The organism is Streptomyces sp. NPDC007991 (assembly GCF_042958445.1).
Taxonomy (GTDB): Bacteria; Actinomycetota; Actinomycetes; order Streptomycetales; family Streptomycetaceae; genus Streptomyces.
Genome location: NZ_JBIBJD010000001.1, coordinates 272,224 through 289,364, shown reverse-complemented (window position 1 = coordinate 289,364; position 17,141 = coordinate 272,224). Strand labels below are relative to the sequence as shown.

Sequence of the window (17,141 nt, the reverse complement as noted above, 5' to 3'; positions counted from 1 at the left end):
GCCGGCCGGAACTCTCCCTGACGGCGTAGAGACAAGAGGACATTCGGTGAAACAGGTTGTGCAGAACTACAAGAGCGGCGAACTGGCGCTGCTCGACGTGCCGGCGCCGGGGTGCAAGCCGGGCGGTGTGCTGGTGCGCAGCGCCTTCTCGCTGATCTCCACCGGGACCGAGCTCATGAAGGTGTCCGAGGCCGGCATGTCGATGCTGGGCAAGGCCCGCTCCCGGCCGGACCAGGTGGCCAAGGTCGTGCAGAGCGTGGCCGCCAACGGGGTGCCCGCCACCTACCGCAAGGTCATGGGCAAGCTGGACTCCTACACGCCGCTGGGCTACTCGCTGTGCGGGGTGGTCGAGCAGGTCGGTGCCGGCATCGACGACGTGAAGGCCGGCGACCTCGTGGCCTGCGCCGGCAACGAGCACGCGCTGCACGCCGAGCTGAACTGGGTGCCGAAGAACCTCTACGCCCCGGTGCCCGACGGCCTCGCGGCGCGGCACGCGGCCTTCGGCACCGTCGGATCGATCGCGCTGCAGGGCGTGCGCCAGGGCGAGTCGCAACTCGGCGAGGTGGCGCTGGTCATCGGCCTCGGGCTGATCGGACAGCTGGTGGTGCAGCTGCTGGCCGCCTCGGGAGTCCGCGTCGTCGGGGCCGACCCCGACCCGGCGCGCTGCGAACTCGCCGAGGGGCTGGGCGCGGCGGCCTGCGGCGATCCCGCGTCCGCGGTCGTGGAGGGCGCCGTCGCCGAACTCACCGGCGGCCTGGGCGTGGACCAGGTGTATCTGGCCGCCGGCGGCGGCAGCAACCAGCCCGTCGAGCTGGCCGCGCGGCTGAGCCGGGACCGCGGCCGGGTCGTCGACATCGGCAAGTGCCGCCTGGACCTGCCGTGGAACGCGTACTACGAGAAGGAGCTCGACGTCCGGTTCTCCCGCTCCTACGGCCCCGGGCGCTACGACCCGGAGTACGAGCTGGAGGGACGCGACTACCCGATCGGCTACGTCCGCTGGACCGAGCGCCGCAACCTGGCGTGCTTCCTCGATCTCCTCGCCCGCGGCCGCGTCGACGTCGAACCTCTGATCTCCCACGTCGCCGACTTCGACGACGCCGTCGAGACGTACCAGAACCTGAAGGACGGCGAACTGAAGGCCGTCGCGGTCCTGTTCCGGTACCCCGGCCAGGCGACGGAGGCGCCGGCCCCCGCGGTGGCCGTGCCCGCGGTGAGCGTGAGGCCGAGTCAGGTCCGGGCCGCCAGGACGCCGGTGCGCCTCGCGTTCATCGGCGCGGGCAACTACGCGACGTCGATGCTGCTGCCGCACCTGGCGCAGCGCGACGGCGTCGAGTTGTCGACCGTCGTCACCACGACGGCGCTGTCCGCGGCCAACGCGCGGCGCAAGTTCGGCTTCGCCGGGGCGACCACCGACCTCGACGCCGTGCTCGGCGACCCGTCCGTCGACGCGGTGTTCGTGGTCACCCGGCACAGCTCGCACGCCGAACTGACCCGGAGAGCACTGCTGGCCGGCAAGACGGTGTTCGTGGAGAAGCCCCTGGCCCTCTCCGAGGACGAGCTGGCCGGTGTGCTCGCGGCGGTGGAGGAGTCCGGCAACGACCGGCTGCAGGTGGGCTTCAACCGCCGGTTCGCACCGCTGCTGCAGGAGGCCAGGAAGCGGTTCGGCGCCCGGACCGGTCCGGCGAACCTGCGCTACCTGGTCAACGCGGGCCGCCTCGACCACGGCAGCTGGTACCTCCGACAGGGCACCGAGGGCTCGCGGTTCGCCGGCGAGGGCGGGCACTTCATCGACACGGCCAGCTGGCTGCTGGGGGCCGACCCGGTCTCGGTGTACGCGGTCGCCTCGCCCGGCCACGAGGATCTGCAGGTCGTCCTGCGCTACCCGGACGGGTCCACCGCCACCATCAGCTACGTCACCACCGGCGCGCCCGGCTTCCCGAAGGAGACGCTGGACCTGGTCGCGGACGGCAAGGTGCTGCGGCTCGACGACTTCGTCCGCGCCTCGGTCTACGGCCGCAAGCGCTGGGTCAGCTCACGGCTGCCCAAGGCCCGGGACAAGGGCCAGAACGCCGAACTGGCCGCGTTCGTCAAGGCCGTGCGGACCGGCGGGCCGATGCCGGTGCCGCTCCAGTCGCTGGTCGCCACCACGGCGGCCACCCTCGCCGTGCAGCACGGCCTGGCCGGTGGCGCGCCGGTGGCGCTGGAGAGAACGCGATGACCATGAGCGCGGGCTGGTACCTGCGGCGGCTGTCCCGGATGGGGCCGCGGGAGATCGGCGGACGGGTGGGCGACGCCGTGCGCAGGCGGCGGTGGCGGTCGGCGCCGCCGGACTGCCCGAGCGTGACCGGCGCCCGGTTCACCGCGGTCCTGCCCGCCTGGGCGATCGCCGCGATACCTCCGGACGCCGCGAAACGCCTCATCGCCGAGGCGGACCGGCTGATGGCCGGACACGCCGAGTTCTTCGGGGTGGACCGCGACGACCTGGCCGACCCGGACTGGTGGTACGACCCGAAGACCGGGCGCCGGGCGCCGTCGGGCTACGCCTTCGACCTGCCGTACCGGGACGAGGACGCGGTCGGGGACATCAAGCAGATCTGGGAGCTGTCCCGGCACCAGTACCTCACCCGGCTCGCCGCCGCCTACGCGGTGACCGGCGACGAGCGGTACGCCGAGCGCGTGGCCGAGCACCTGCGGTCGTGGTGGGCGGGCAACCCACCGCTGCGCGGAGTGCACTGGACCAGCGGCATCGAGCTGGGGATCCGGCTGCTGTCCTGGGTGTGGATCCGCCGGCTGCTCGACGGCTGGCCGGGCGCGGCCGGGCTGTTCGAGGGCAACCCGGTGGCGCTGCGCCAGATCTGGCACCACCAGCGCTGGCTGGCCGCCTTCCCCAGCCGGGGGTCCTCGGCGAACAACCACGTCATCGCCGAGGCCGCCGGGCAGTTCGCCGCGGCCTGCGCGTTCGGGTGGTTCCCGTCCTCGGCGCGCTGGCGGGCCGACGCGCTGCGGTCGCTGGAGCGGCACTTGCGCGGCAACACCTTCCCCTCCGGCCTCAACCGTGAGCTGGCCACCGAATACCACGGGCTCGTCCTGGAGCTGGGCCTGGCCGCGGTGGCCGAGGCGGATGCCGCGGGTGTGCCGGTCCCCATGACGGTCCGTCTGGTGCTGCTGCGGATGACCGACGCGCTCGCGGCCGTCGTGGACAACCGGCTGCGGCCGCCGCGCCAGGGGGACGCGGACGACGGGCACGGTCTGGTCGTGGACGGCGCGGGCACCGACCGCTGGGGCTCACTGCTGGCCACCGGGGACGCCGTGTTCGGCCGGCTCGCCTGGTGGCCGGCGGTGACCGGCACCGATGTGCGCACCCCGCTGCTGGCCGGGCTCGTCAAGCCCACGGAACCGTCCGTGACCCGCCCGGCAAGCCGGCCGGGCCACTTCGCGGACGCGGGGCTCACCATCCTGCGGGGTCCGGGAGAGATCTGGTGCCGCTGCGACGGCGGTCCGCACGGGTTCCTGTCCATCGCCGCGCACGCCCACGCGGACGCGCTGTCCGTGGAGGTCCGGCAGGACGGGGTCGACGTGCTCGCCGACCCGGGGACGTACTGCTACCACGGGCAGCCCGAGTGGCGGCAGTACTTCCGGTCCACCCTCGGCCACAACACGCTGCGGCTGGACGGCGGTGACCAGTCCGTCTCCGGCGGCCCGTTCCTGTGGACCCGGCATGCCGGGAGTCGCGTCCTGGTCGCGGACCCCTCCGGCGAGGGGGTGGGCCGCTGGTGCGCCGAGCACGACGGTTACCGGCCCTCCGTGCACCGCCGACGGGTGGAGCTGACGGCCGCGAGCCAGAAGCTGAGCATCGTCGACGAGCTGCGCGGCCCGCGCCGGGCCGTGCACCTGGCGTTCCACCTCGGCCCGGCGATCACCGCGGACCTGGCCGGGAGCAGGGCACAGCTCACCTGGACCCGGGACGGCGAAGACCGCTCCGCGGTGCTCGACCTGCCCGGGCAGCTGTCCTGGCGGGCGCATCGCGGCGAGACCGACCCGCCGCTCGGCTGGTACTCCCCCGGCTTCGGACGCAAGGAACCCTCCACCACGCTGGTCGGCACCGGCTTCACCGACGGCGCGGAGGACTTCACCACCGTGCTCGGGTTCTTCGGCTAGGGGGACGGGCGCGTGGGGATCAGGAGACGGCATGGGGCGTCGGCGGCGGTACCGCTGGCGCTGGTTCTGCTGTCCGCGACCGGCTGTACGAGCACGCCGAGCGCCGGGGCGGAGCCGGCCGTCGCGCCGTCCACGTCCGGGGCCGTGGCCCGGGTGTGTGCCAAGCCCTCGGCCGGGCCGGGGAAGGCGCCGGCGGGCGCGGTGACGGTCGACCCCGCGAAGGCCGGTGACCTGGCCGCGAAGACCAAGAGCAGCCCCCCGCACACCACGTTCTGGCTACGGCCGGGCAAGCACCGGCTCGACCCGGACCGCTACGCCCAGGTCATCCCCAAGGAGGGGAACCGCTATCTCGGTGCGCCGGGCGCGGTGCTCGACGGCGGGAAGAAGAACCAGTACGCGTTCGGCGGCACCGCCCGCGACGTCACCATCCGCTACCTGACCGTGCAGGGGTTCGTCGCGCCGCATGACGAGGGCGTGGTCAATCACGACTCGGCCGACGGGTGGGTGATCGAGCACGCGGTGATCCAGTACAACTCCGGCGCCGGGCTGATGGCCGGTGCCCGCCAGCAGGTCCGGGCCAGCTGCCTGCGCGGCAACGGCCAGTACGGCATGAACGCGTACAAGGGCAAAGGCCGGATCAGCGGCCTGGTGGTCGAGGGCAACGAGATCACGGGCAACAACACCGGCGACTGGGAGCGGCGGCGGCGGGGCTGCGGCTGCACCGGGGGCGTCAAGTTCTGGGCCGTCGACGGCGCCGACGTACGCGGCAACTGGGTGCACGACAACCGCGGAGCCGGTTTGTGGGCGGACACCAACAACAACGACTTCCGCATCGAGGACAACGTGCTGGAGGCCAACGACGGCGCCGCGCTGATCTACGAGACCAGTTACAACGCGGTCATCCGGAACAACACGATCCGGCGGAACAACTGGGTCGAGGGCCGCAAGGCGGCCGACCGCGGCGACACCTTCCCCTTCGCGACCGTCTACCTGTCCGAGTCCGGCGGCGAACCACGGGTGCGGGCCCGCACGGACAGGATCGAGATCTCCCGGAACGTGCTGGAGGACAACTGGTCCGGGATCACCCTGTGGGAGAACGCCGACCGGTTCTGCAACAGCCCGGCCAACACCTCCTCCGGTGACTGCACGCTGCTGGTGCGGGACACCGACCGCTGTGCGCGGCCGGCGATCGCCACCGCGCCGCTCTACGCCGACTGCCGCTGGAAGACCCAGCGGGTGGACATCCACCACAACCGCTTCCTGCTGGACACGTCCGTCGTGAAGTGCGCCGAGCAGTGCGGCCGCATGGCGGTGCTGGCCAACTACGGCACCTACCCGGACTGGTCGCCGTACCAGGGCGAGCGGGTGGCCGAGGCGATCACCCGCGCGCAGCACAACCGCTGGCACGACAACGTCTACGTCGGACCCTGGACCTTCGTCGCCCACGACCCGAGCCAGGAGCTCGACCCGGCGCAGTGGCAGGCCCCGCCGTACCAGCAGGACGCGGGCAGCACGTTCCGCGCACAGGACGGTGGTTGAGATGGCCGCAGACCGCACGCCGAAGATCGTCGGGACCGTCTGGGGGCTGCTGGTCCTCAACACGCTCGGCTCCGCCGGGGCGAAGACCATCGTCCCGTTGCCCCGCTCCCTCATCCAGATGGTCACCATGGGCGCGCTGGTCGCCGCCTTCGCGCTGGCGCTCGCCGTCAATCTCCGGCTGCGCATCCGGGCCAGCGCCTTCGTGTTCCTGCTGACCCTGCTGCTGGTGCCGAGCGTGATCTCCAGCGTGGACCTGGAGTCCGGGTTCGGCGCGCTGTTCCGCTGCGCCCGGCTGGCTCTCTTCGTCGGCACGCTGTGGCTGCTCAGCCGCTGGTGGGACGGCGGCCTGACGTTCGTCCGGCATCACATCCGGATGTACTTCGCGGTGCTCGGGTCGGTGGCGGCCGGCCTTGCCATCTCCCCGGGCGCGGCCCTGCCCGATCTCTACGGCGGGCGGCTGGTGGGCGCGCTGTGGCCGCTCACCCCGCCGCAGATCGGACAGTACGCAGCGGTGATCATCGGGCTCACCGTGCTGCTCGTGCTGGGCCGCCGCACCGACCGGGGCAGCGCGGCGGTGGTCATCGTGCCGTCGCTCGTCCTGCTCGCGCTGACCCATACCCGCACGGCCACGATCGGCCTGCTCGCCGGGCTGGCGCTGGCGATCGGCTCGCTCGTCCTGACCAGCGCCGCCGCCCGCCGGTTCTTCGCCTGGGCGGTGGTGTGCGCCACGGTGGCCGCGGTGGCGTTCAGCTCCGCGCTGCGGGCGTGGTTCCTGCGCGGGCAGAGCCAGGAGAACTTCTCCAACCTCACCGGCCGGGCCAAGGTCTGGGACGCCCTGCTGGCAGCGCCCCGGACGACCTCGGAGTACCTGTTCGGCGCGGGCCTGGGCGACAAGTCGTTCGGCGGGCTGCCGATCGACAACAGCTGGCTGGCCGTCTACCAGGAGCAGGGCATGACCGGCGTCGCGCTCGTGGCGGCGGTCATCGTCGTGCTGGGCGGCGTCGCGTTGCTGCGGCCGCCGTCGCTGTCGAGGGCCTGCGCGATCTTCCTGATCAGCTACTGCGCGATCGCGTCGTACACCGAGGCCGGGCTGGGCGACGCCTCGCCGTATCTGCTGCATCTGGGCGTGGCCGCCTCGCTGCTGGCGGCACCTGCCGCGGCTCCTGCCCTTTCGGCGCCCGAGATCCCCCGACGGCGTGTCCCGCGACGAGCCCGGAGAACGGAGGTGGCCTGAGCATGCACGTCCTCGTGGTGCACAACCGCTACGCCTCGGCCCAGCCGAGCGGGGAGAACAGGGTCGTCGACCAGGAGGTGGCCCTGCTGCGCGAAGCCGGCCACCGGGTCGGGGTGTTCGAGCGGCGCAGCGACGACATCGCCGCCCGGTCCTTGCTCGGCAAGGCCGCACTGCCCCTCCTCGTGCCGTGGAACCCGGCGGTGCGCACGGAACTCGCCGCCCGGCTGCGCTCCGAGCGGCCGGACGTGGTGCACGTCCACAACGTCTTCCCTCTCCTGTCGCCCGCGGTGCTGGCGGCCTGCGCCGACGCCGGTGTGCCCGCCGTCGCCACGCTGCACAACTACACCCAGGTCTGCCCGCCCGGCACGCTGCAGCGGGACGGCCGGCCGTGCACCGAGTGCGTCGGGGCGGCGCCGCTGCCCGCCGTCCGGCACGGCTGCTACCGCGGCTCCCGCCTGGCGACGGTGCCGCTCGCGGTCAGTCTGTCGGTCAACCGGCGGCGGTGGTGGTCCGGCGTGGAGCGGTTCTTGTGCATCTCCGCGGCGCAGCGCGACGTCCTGGTGCGGGCCGGCCTGCCGGCCGAACGGCTGGCGGTGAAGCACAACTTCGTGCCCGACCCGGACGCCCGCCGCGCGGGCGCGGGCGAGCAGTTGCTCTATCTCGGCCGGCTCGCCGAGGCCAAGGGTGTGCGGCTGCTCATGGCCGCGTGGGACGAGGTCGCCGCGGGCGGCGGTGTGGGCGTGCCGCTCGTGATCGCCGGCACGGGGCCGCTGGAGCGCGAGGTGACCGCCTGGGCGGCGGGCCGGGACGACGTGCGCTACGCCGGCCTGCTCGACCCGGCGGAGTGCCAGAAGGCCGTCGCGCGGTCGGTCGCCGTGGTGGCTCCCTCGACGTGGCTGGAGGCGTTCGGCCTGGTGGTCGTGGAGGCGATGGCGGCCGGGGTCCCGGTCGTCGCCGCCGGTCACGGCGCCTTCGTCGAACTCGTCGAGGACGGCGTCACCGGGCTGCTGCACCAGCCCGGCGAGGCGGCCTCGCTCGCGTCCCGCATACGCCGGATCGCGGCCGAGCCGGGCCGCAACCGGGAGATGGGCCAGGCGGCCCGGCGCCGCTACGAGCGGGGCTTCAGCCCGGCCGTCGGCCTGGAGCGCCTGGTGGAGGAGTACCGCACCGCGATCGCGGGGCGGACGGAATCAACGGGGGACGGAATCAGTGGGGGGCAGTAGATGACACGATGCCGACTGTGCGGCTCGGCGGCGCTGGCGAGCGTCGTCGATCTGGGGGCGACCCCGCCGTGTGAGAGCTTTCTCGCCGCGGACCGACTTGACCAGCCGGAACCGGCGTACCCGCTGCACCTGCGGGTGTGCACCGACTGCTGGCTGGCGCAGATCCCGCCGCTGATCACGCCGGAGGAGACGTTCATGGAGTACGCGTACTTCTCGTCGTACTCGACCTCCTGGGTGGAGCACGCGCGCACGTTCGTCGCCGACGCCGTGGAGCGGGTGGGACTCGGCACCGAAGGCTCCGACGCCTTCGTGGTCGAGGTCGCGAGCAACGACGGGTACCTGCTGAAGCACGTGGTGGACCGGGGGATCCGCTGCCTCGGCATCGAGCCGTCGGTGAACGTGGGCGCCGCGGCGCGCGAGGCGGGCGTGCCCACACTCACGGAGTTCCTGAGCCCCGGCACCGGCTCGGCCGTCCGCGCCGAACACGGCCCGGCGGACCTGGTCGTGGCGAACAACGTGTACGCGCACATCCCCGACGTGGCCGGGTTCACCCAGGGGCTGCGCGCCCTGGTCGCCGACGACGGCTGGGTCTCCATCGAGGTGCAGCACCTGCTGACCCTGATCGAGGAGAACCAGTACGACACGATCTACCACGAGCACTTCCAGTACTACACGGTCGCGTCCGCGATCCGGGCGCTGGCGAGCGGCGGACTCACGCTCGTGGACGTCGAGTTGCTGCCCACGCACGGCGGCTCCATCCGGCTGTGGGCCCGGCCGGCCGGGGTGGCCGGCGAGCCGGGCGAGCGGGTGGCCGACGTGCTGGCCCGGGAGAAAGCGGCCGGGCTGCAGGAGCTGTCCGGGTACACCGAGTTCTCCGCCCGGGTGGCCAAGGTGCGCCGGGATCTCCTCAGGTTCCTCATCGAGGCGGCCGAGCGCGGCGAGACGGTCGTCGGCTACGGGGCCCCGGGCAAGGGAAACACCCTGCTCAACCACTGCGGCATCCGGCCCGACCTGCTGGCGTACACGGTCGACCGCAACCCCTACAAGCACGGCAGGTTCACCCCGGGCACTCGCATCCCGATCCTGCCGCCCGAGCAGATAGCCGCCGACAAGCCGGACTACGTCCTCGTCCTGCCGTGGAACCTGCGGGCCGAGCTGGTCGAGCAGCTGTCCTACGTGCACGACTGGGGCGGCCGGCTGGTCTTCCCCATACCGGAACTGAGCATTGTCGAGGTCAAGGCATGAAGGTCGTTCTGTTCTGCGGCGGTTACGGGATGCGGATGCGGAGCGGGGCCGCGGACGACGTGCCCAAGCCGATGGCGATGGTCGGCCCCAGGCCGCTGATCTGGCATGTCATGCGCTACTACGCGCACTTCGGGCACACGGAGTTCATCCTGTGCCTCGGCTACGGGGCCCACCACATCAAGGACTTCTTCCTCACCTACGAGGAGACGACGTCCAACGACTTCGTGCTCAGAGGCGGGCGGACCGAGCTGCTGTCCACCGACATCTCGGACTGGACGATCACGTTCGCGCAGACCGGCATCGAGTCGCCGATCGGGGAGCGGCTGCGCCGGGTGCGGCACCACCTGGACGGCGACGAGATGTTCCTCGCCAACTACGCCGACGTGCTCACCGACGCCCCGCTGCCGGAGATGATCGAGAAGTTCGCCCGGCGCGACGCGGGCGCGTCGATGATGGTGGTGCCGCCGCAGTCGTCGTTCCACTGCGTGGAGCTGGGCGAGGACGGCCTGGTGGGGGGCATCACCGCGGTGAGCGAACTGCCGCTGTGGGAGAACGGCGGCTACTTCGTGCTCCGCCAGGAGGTCTTCGACCACATTCCCGAGGGCGGGGACCTGGTCGCCGACGGGTGCGCCCAACTGGCCAAGCAGGGCCGCCTTGTGGCGCACCAGCACCGCGGCTTCTGGAAACCGACCGACACCGTGAAGGAGCGGGCGGCGCTCGACGCCGCGTACGCCCGGGGCGAGCGCCCGTGGGCCGTGTGGGAACGGGACAGCGCGACGGTGAGCGCGTGATCCGGCTCGGGGCCGGTCCCCTGGAGCGGATCGTCGCGGTGGGCGCGCACTGCGACGACATCGCCATCGGCGCCGGCGGCACCCTGCTGACGCTGTGCCACGCACGGCCGGGTGTCCGTGTCGACGCGCTGGTGCTCTCCGGCGGTGGCAGCGAGCGCGAGCAGGAGGAGCAGGCCGCGCTCGCAGCCTTCTGCCCGGGCGCAGACCTGCGCCTGACCGTGCTCAAGCTGCCGGACGGCCGGCTGCCCGCGCACTGGGAGGAGGCCAAGGCCGCGGTCGAGGAACTGCGCGAGCGGACCGACCCGGATCTGGTCCTCGCCCCGCGCACCGACGACGCGCACCAGGACCACCGGGGCCTGGCGCGGCTGATACCGACCGCGTTCCGCGACCACCTGGTCCTCGGCTACGAGATCGTCAAGTGGGACGGCGACCTCGGCCGTATGGCGGCGTACCAGCCGCTGTCGCCGGAGATCGCCGAGGAGAAGGTGCGGCTGCTGCAGGAGCACTACCCCTCGCAGCGGCAGCGGCCCTGGTACGACCGGGAGGCCTTCCTGGGCCTCGCCCGGATCCGCGGCATCGAAAGCCACGCGCGCTACGCCGAGGCCTTCGCCGTCGCCAAACTCACGCTCAACCTGGGGGGTTGAACCATGCGCGTACTGCTGACCGGACACCAGGGCTACCTGGGAACCGTGATGGCCCCGGTCCTCACCGCCGCCGGACACGAGGTCGTCGGCCTCGACGCCGGCCTGTTCGCCGACTGCGTGCTCGGCCCGGCGCCCGCGGACCCGCAAGGTCACCGGGTCGACCTGCGCGACGTCACAGCGGAACACGTGGCCGGGGTGGACGCCGTGATCCACCTGGCCGCGCTCTCCAACGACCCGCTGGGATCGCTGGCGCCGGAACTCACCTACGACATCAACCACCACGCGTCGGTACGGCTGGCCCGGCTGGCCCGCGACGCCGGGGTGCGGCGCTTCCTGTACGCGTCGACCTGCTCCGTCTACGGCGCCGCCGGCGGCGACGACCTGGTGGGCGAGGACGCCCCGCTGCGCCCGGTCACCCCGTACGCGGAGTCCAAGGTGCGGGTGGAGGACGACCTGCACGCGCTGGCCGACGGCGACTTCACCCCGGTGTTCATGCGCAACGCCACCGCCTTCGGCCACTCGCCCCGGCTGCGCGCCGACATCGTGCTGAACAACCTGGTGGGCCATGCCCTCCTGTCCGGCGAGGTGCTGGTGCTCTCCGACGGCACCCCCTGGCGCCCGCTGGTGCACGCCGCCGACATCGCACGGGCCTTCACGGCCGCGCTGAGCGCGCCGCGCGAAGCGGTGCACGACCGGGCGTTCAACATCGGCAGCGAGACCAACAACGTCACGGTCGCCGAGATCGCCGAGCAGGTCGCCGAGGCGGTACCCGGCTCCAAGGTGGTGATCACCGGGGAGACCGGCGCCGATCCGCGGTCCTACCGGGTGGACTTCTCCCGGTTCCGCGCCGCGGTGCCCGGCTTCGACTGCGAGTGGACGGTGAAGCAGGGCGCGCTCGAACTCGCCGACGCCTACCGCGGCCACGGGCTGACCCGGGACGACTTCGAGCGGCGCTTCACCCGGCTGGCCGTGCTGCGCGCGGCGTCCGACGCCGGTGCCGTCGACGACACCCTGCGGTGGCGCCCGTGACCGAGACCGGCGAGGAGATGTACGCCCTGGTGGAGCGGCTGTACCCGCTGTGCCGGAGCATCACCGGCGACGGCGTGCGCGCCACCCTGGACATCGTCGGGGAATACCTCCCGCTGCGGGTGCACGAGGTGCCGACCGGGACTCGGGTTCTCGACTGGACGGTGCCGCAGGAGTGGAACATCCGGGACGCGTACATCGCCGACGCCGACGGCCGCCGGGTCGTCGACTTCGCCGCGTCCAGCCTGCACGTGCTCGGCTACAGCGTGCCGGTGTCGGCGACCATGCCGCTGGCCGAGCTGCGCGCACACCTGCACACCCTGCCGGACCATCCGGGTTGGGTGCCGTACCGCACCAGTTACTACAAGCCGGAGTGGGGTTTCTGCCTGGCCCAGGACACCCTGGACGCGATGCCGGACGGCGCGTACGAGGTGCGCATCGACTCCACCCTCGCCGACGGCCACCTCACCTACGCCGAGCACGTGGTCCCGGGGCAGGTCCCCGACGAGGTGATCGTCTCCTGCCACGTCTGCCACCCGTCGCTGGCCAACGACAACCTGGCCGGCATCGCCGTGGCGGCGTTCCTGGCCCGGGAGCTGGCGGAGCGGGCGCCGTACTACACGTACCGGTTCCTCTTCGCGCCCGGCACCATCGGGGCGATCACCTGGCTGGCCCGTAACGCGGAGCGGGTGGAACGGGTCAAGCACGGCCTGGTGCTGGCCTGCGCCGGCGACCCGGGCTCCCTGACGTACAAGCAGAGCAGGCGCGGCGACGCCGAGATCGACCGGGTGATGCGGCATGTGCTGGCCGCCTCCGAACGCCCGCACCGTGTCACCGAGTTCACGCCGTACGGCTATGACGAGCGGCAGTTCTGCTCGCCCGGGTTCGACCTCGGCGTGGGCTCGCTCACCCGGACCCCGTACGCGGGTTACCCCGAGTACCACACCTCGGCGGACAACCTTGACTTCGTCTCCCCTCAGGCGATGGCGGACACCCTCGCGGTCTGCCGCGAGGCGTTCGCCGTCCTCGACCGCAACCGTCGGTACGTCAACCTCAGTCCCTACGGCGAACCGCAGCTGGGCCGGCGCGGGCTGTACGACGCGCTCGGCGGCCGCAGCGACACCAAGCAGGCCCAGATGGCCATGCTCTGGGTGCTCAGCCTCTCCGACGGCGAGCACGGTCTGCTGGACGTCGCCACCCGGTCCGGGCTGCCGTTCGACACCGTCGCCGCAGCGGCCGACGCCCTGCGCGGCGCCGGGTTGATCAAGGCATGACGCCGATGACCACCGAGGAGGAGACGACGGCACCGGCCGGGTCCGCCCGGCGGGCCCTCGTCGGGCGGCTGTCCTGGGGGCTGGCCGACCAGGCGGCCTCCAGCATCAGCAACTTCGTGGTGGGCCTCTACGTGGCCCGCTCGCTGGGGGTGACCGCGTTCGGCGTGTTCAGCCTGGCCTGGGTGACCTACGGCGTGGTGCTCAACGTCTCCCGCGGGCTTGCCACGGACCCGCTCGTGGTGCGCTTCAGCGGGGTGCCGGACGCCTCCTGGCGCGCGGCGGTGGCCCGGTCGACGGGTACCGCGCTCGGGGTGGGTGCGGCCATCGGCGCGGCGTGTCTGCTGGTCGGGCCGGCCCTCGGCGGCCGTGTGGGGCCCGCGTTCGCCTGCCTCGGCGTCATGCTGCCCGGGCTGCTGCTGCAGGACGCCTGGCGGTTCTCGTTCTTCGCCGCCGGCAGCGGGCGGAAGGCGTTCGTCAACGACGTCGTGTGGGGGGTCGCGCTCGTCCCGGCCATGGTCGTGGCGGCCCGCGTGGGCAGCGTGGCCGCGTATCTGCTCGCCTGGGGCGCGTCCGCCACGGTGGCGGCGGGGTACGGCTGCCTCCAGTCCGGCATCCGGCCCCGGCTGACCGGGGCGCGCGGGTGGCTGCGCGAACAGCGCGATCTCGGCTACCGGTACCTGGTCGAGAACGTCAGCCTCAGCGGCGCGAGCCAGCTGCGCGCGTACGGGCTCGGCGCGATCGTCGGCATCGGCGCGGTGGGGGCGGTGCGGGGCGCCGAGCTCCTGATGGGCCCGTTCCTCGCCGTGCTGATGGGTCTTTCGCTGGTCACCGTCCCGGAGGCGGCACGGGTGCTGCGGCGGGCCCCGCGTCGCCTCGGCTCGTTCTGCCTCCTGCTGGGCGGCGGGCAGGCCGCCGCCGCGCTGCTCTGGGGCGGGGCGCTGCTGCTGATGCCGGACCGGCTCGGCGAGTTGGCGCTCGGCAGCGTCTGGCACTCCGCCTCGCAGCTCATCGTGCCGATCGCCCTCGGCGTCGCGGGCGCCGGCCTCGGCACCGGCGCGGCGGCCGGGCTGCGCGCGCTCGGCGCGGCCCGGCGCAGCCTGCGCTCCCAGCTGTTCGCCTCCGTCTGCTACGTCGGCGGCGGGCTCGGCGGGGCGGCCGTGGCCGGCACGGTCGGCTCGGCCTGGGGCGTCGCCGCCGCGACGGTCAGCGGCTCGGCCGTGTGGTGGCTGCACCTGCGATCCGCCCGGCGCGAGCACCACGAAGACCCCATCCGCGAAGAGAGGACGCCATGACCGACCGACCCAGGCTGAGCATCGGCCTGCCCGTCTACAACGGCGAGGAGTACCTGGCCGAGTCGCTCGACGCCCTGCTCGGCCAGACCTACGAGGACTTCGAGCTGATCATCTGCGACAACGCCTCGACCGACGGGACGCAGGACATCTGCCGCACGTACGCGGCGCGGGACTCCCGCATCCGCTACCTGCGGCTGCCCCGGAACATCGGCGCCACGCCGAACCACAACCGTGTGCTCGCCGAGGCCCGCGGCGAGCTGTTCAAGTGGGCCTCGCACGACGACCTGTACGGCCGCGACCTGCTGCGGCGCTGCGTTCAGGCGCTGGACGAGCGGCCCGACGTGATCCTCGCGCACACCGACCAGGCGGTCATCGACGGCACCGGCCAGGTGAAGGTCCCCTACGAGTACACACTCGCCACCGACTCCCCGCACGCGCCGGAGCGCTTCCGCAGCCTGCTGTTCGAGCCGGGGGGCGACGACTTCTACGGGGTGATGCGGACCGACGTGCTGCGCCGGGTGAAGCCGATGGACAGCTACCACCACGCGGACCGCACCTACGTCGCCGAGATCACCCTGCACGGGCGCTTCCACCAGGTGCCGGAGCTGCTGTACTTCCGCCGCGACCACCCCACCCGCGCCGAGCGGGCGAACCCGTCCAAGCGCGCCCGGTGCGTCAACCTGGACCCGCGCCGGGCGGGCCCGCTGCACCCGACGCCCCGGCTGCTCGCCGAGTACGTCTGGGGCTTCGCCTCGGCGATCCGGCGGGCGCCGTTGTCCACTGCCGACCGGCGGGCGTGCTTGCGCCACCTGGCCGCGTGGATGACCAGCCGGGTCCGGCCCGGCGCCGGCGAGCGGGTCGAGGACCGCGCCCCGGTCGACCCGGCCGGGCTCACGGTCTCGGTCGACGCCCTGGTCGCCGGCCGTGAGGGGAGGCAGGCGTGACCCCGGTGCGGGTGGGGGTGTTCGGTCTGCTCGGCTCCGGCAACCTCGGCAACGACGGGTCGCTGGAGGCCGTGCTCGGGTACCTGCGCGCCGAACACCCGAAGGCCGTCGTGGACGCGCTGTGCGGCGGCCCCGAGGCGGTGACGGCCCGGTTCGGGATCCCTGCCACGCGGCTGCACTGGTACCGCGGGGAGTACCGGACCGCGTCGCGTGCGGGCGCGATCGCGGCGAAGGGACTGGGCAAACTCGTCGACGCCGTCCGCACCGCCGCCTGGGTACGCCGGCACGACGTGGTGATCGTGCCGGGCATGGGCGTCCTGGAGGCCACGCTGCCGCTGCGGCCGTGGGGTTTCCCCTACTCGCTGTTCCTGCTCTGCGCGAGTGGCCGGCTGCTGCGCACCCGGGTCGCGCTGGTCGGTGTCGGCGCGGACCGGATCAGCGACCGGCCCACCCGGGCCCTGGTGCGCTGGTCGGCGCGGCTGGCCGCGTACCGGTCGTACCGGGACACCCTGTCCCGCGACGCGATGCGGGCGATGGGCGTGGACACCTCGCGCGACGAGGTCTACCCGGACCTCGCGTTCTCCCTGCCGGCACCGCCGGCGAGCACGCCCTCGGGCTCGCCGGGCACGGTCTGCGTCGGCGTGATGGACTTCCACGGCGGAAACGACGACCGCGCGCGGGCCGACGAGATATACCGGCGCTACCTCGACGGGACGATCCGCTTCGTCCGCACGCTGGTCGAGGAGGGCCGGCCGATCCGGCTGCTCACCGGCGACCGGTGCGATGGGGCGGTGGTCGACGCGATCCTCGACGCGGTGGACTCGCCGCTGGTCACCGCTGCCGAGCCGGCCTCGCTGGCCGACCTGATGAAGGAGATGGCGGCCGCCGACACCGTGGTCGCGGTCCGCTACCACAACCTGATCTGCGCGCTGAAGACCGGCACACCGGTGCTCGCCCTCAGCTATGCGGCCAAGAGCGACGCGCTCATGGACCGGATGGGCCTGGGCGCCTTCTGCCATCCGGCGCGCGAGGTCGACGCCGACCGGCTGCTCGAACGGTTCCGGGCGCTGGAGAAGCGGTCGGCCGAGCTGCGCCGGACCCTCACCGAGCGGAACCAGGCGGCCGGACAACAACTCGCCGACCAGTTCGCCGCGTTGACCGCAGCCGCGTTCCCGGCGACGGACCACGCACCCGCCCACGCGCATCGGGAGGCTCGATGAAAGCGACCGAAGTCCCAGAGATCGCCGGCGCGTACCTGTTCGAACCCACGCCGTACGCCGACGAGCGCGGCTTCTTCTGCCGCACCTTCGACGCCGACGTGGTCCGCTCGGTCGGCCTCGACCCGGACGCCTTCGTCCAGGACAGCCTGTCCCGCTCGGTCCGGGGCGTGCTGCGCGGCCTGCACCTGCGCTCCGGCGCCGGCGAGGCCAAGCTGGTGCGGTGCTCGTACGGGAAGGTCTTCGACGTCGTCGTGGACCTGCGCCCGAACTCGCCGACGTACCTCGGCCGGGCCTTCTTCGAGCTGTCCGGCGACACGCAGGCGACCCTGTACATCCCGGCGGGGTGCGCGCACGGCTTCCAGGCGCTGACCGAGACCGCCGACACCTCGTACCGGATCGACCGCCCGCACGATCCGGCCGAGGACGTGACGATCGCCTTCGACGACCCGGAACTCGCCATTCCCTGGCCGCTGCCGGTCACCTCGATGTCCCAGCGGGACCGGGAGGCGCCGAGCCTCGCCGAGATCCTGAAGCACAAGGAAGGGTGAAGT

At 72.9% G+C, this 17,141-nt stretch carries 14 protein-coding genes; all 14 read left to right on the top strand.

Annotation, left to right across the window (positions count from 1 at the left end; genetic code table 11):
* The first annotated feature begins 46 nt into the window (after positions 1–46).
* The 14 genes from ACFZDA_RS01230 to rfbC are packed head-to-tail and all read left to right on the top strand — an operon-like array spanning position 47 to position 17,138.
* Complete coding sequence (locus ACFZDA_RS01230; protein ID WP_391073028.1) at positions 47–2,218, top strand: Gfo/Idh/MocA family oxidoreductase; 2,172 nt, start codon at positions 47–49, stop codon at positions 2,216–2,218.
* The gene (locus ACFZDA_RS01225; RefSeq protein ID WP_391073026.1) at positions 2,215–4,158 is read left to right on the top strand and encodes a heparinase II/III family protein; all 1,944 of its coding nucleotides are present in this window, start codon (positions 2,215–2,217) and stop codon (positions 4,156–4,158) included. Before ACFZDA_RS01230 ends, ACFZDA_RS01225 begins: the two co-directional genes overlap by 4 nt.
* Positions 4,159–4,170: 12 nt before the next feature.
* Positions 4,171–5,697, top strand: a complete 1,527-nt coding sequence (locus tag ACFZDA_RS01220; RefSeq protein ID WP_391073023.1) for a right-handed parallel beta-helix repeat-containing protein — start codon at positions 4,171–4,173, stop codon at positions 5,695–5,697.
* 1 nt (position 5,698) lies between these two features.
* Positions 5,699–6,931, top strand: coding sequence for an O-antigen ligase domain-containing protein (locus tag ACFZDA_RS01215; protein ID WP_391073020.1), 1,233 nt, complete (start codon positions 5,699–5,701; stop codon positions 6,929–6,931).
* Positions 6,932–6,933: 2 nt separating this feature from the next.
* Positions 6,934–8,154 (top strand): glycosyltransferase, encoded by a 1,221-nt coding sequence (locus tag ACFZDA_RS01210; RefSeq protein WP_391073017.1) that lies wholly within the window; start codon positions 6,934–6,936, stop codon positions 8,152–8,154.
* Positions 8,155–9,399 (top strand): methyltransferase domain-containing protein, encoded by a 1,245-nt coding sequence (locus ACFZDA_RS01205; RefSeq protein ID WP_391073015.1) that lies wholly within the window; start codon positions 8,155–8,157, stop codon positions 9,397–9,399.
* The gene (locus tag ACFZDA_RS01200) at positions 9,396–10,190 is read left to right on the top strand and encodes a glucose-1-phosphate cytidylyltransferase (protein WP_391073012.1); all 795 of its coding nucleotides are present in this window, start codon (positions 9,396–9,398) and stop codon (positions 10,188–10,190) included. Before ACFZDA_RS01205 ends, ACFZDA_RS01200 begins: the two co-directional genes overlap by 4 nt.
* Entirely contained in the window at positions 10,187–10,834 is a 648-nt protein-coding gene (locus ACFZDA_RS01195) for a PIG-L family deacetylase (protein ID WP_391073009.1), read from the top strand. The genes ACFZDA_RS01200 and ACFZDA_RS01195 overlap by 4 nt, the downstream gene beginning before the upstream one ends.
* 3 nt (positions 10,835–10,837) lie before the next feature.
* Complete coding sequence (locus ACFZDA_RS01190) at positions 10,838–11,863, top strand: NAD-dependent epimerase/dehydratase family protein (protein ID WP_391073006.1); 1,026 nt, start codon at positions 10,838–10,840, stop codon at positions 11,861–11,863.
* Positions 11,851–13,134 (top strand): DUF4910 domain-containing protein, encoded by a 1,284-nt coding sequence (locus ACFZDA_RS01185; RefSeq protein WP_391073004.1) that lies wholly within the window; start codon positions 11,851–11,853, stop codon positions 13,132–13,134. Before ACFZDA_RS01190 ends, ACFZDA_RS01185 begins: the two co-directional genes overlap by 13 nt.
* Positions 13,131–14,426, top strand: a complete 1,296-nt coding sequence (locus tag ACFZDA_RS01180) for a hypothetical protein (protein ID WP_391073001.1) — start codon at positions 13,131–13,133, stop codon at positions 14,424–14,426. Before ACFZDA_RS01185 ends, ACFZDA_RS01180 begins: the two co-directional genes overlap by 4 nt.
* Positions 14,423–15,370, top strand: coding sequence for a glycosyltransferase (locus ACFZDA_RS01175; RefSeq protein WP_391072998.1), 948 nt, complete (start codon positions 14,423–14,425; stop codon positions 15,368–15,370). Before ACFZDA_RS01180 ends, ACFZDA_RS01175 begins: the two co-directional genes overlap by 4 nt.
* Positions 15,367–16,590 carry a polysaccharide pyruvyl transferase family protein gene (locus tag ACFZDA_RS01170; protein ID WP_391072995.1) on the top strand — a complete coding sequence of 408 codons (1,224 nt, stop codon included), beginning with the start codon at positions 15,367–15,369 and terminating at the stop codon, positions 16,588–16,590. Before ACFZDA_RS01175 ends, ACFZDA_RS01170 begins: the two co-directional genes overlap by 4 nt.
* Positions 16,587–17,138, top strand: coding sequence for a dTDP-4-dehydrorhamnose 3,5-epimerase (gene rfbC / locus ACFZDA_RS01165; protein WP_391072993.1), 552 nt, complete (start codon positions 16,587–16,589; stop codon positions 17,136–17,138). Before ACFZDA_RS01170 ends, rfbC begins: the two co-directional genes overlap by 4 nt.
* The last annotated feature ends 3 nt before the right edge of the window (positions 17,139–17,141 follow it).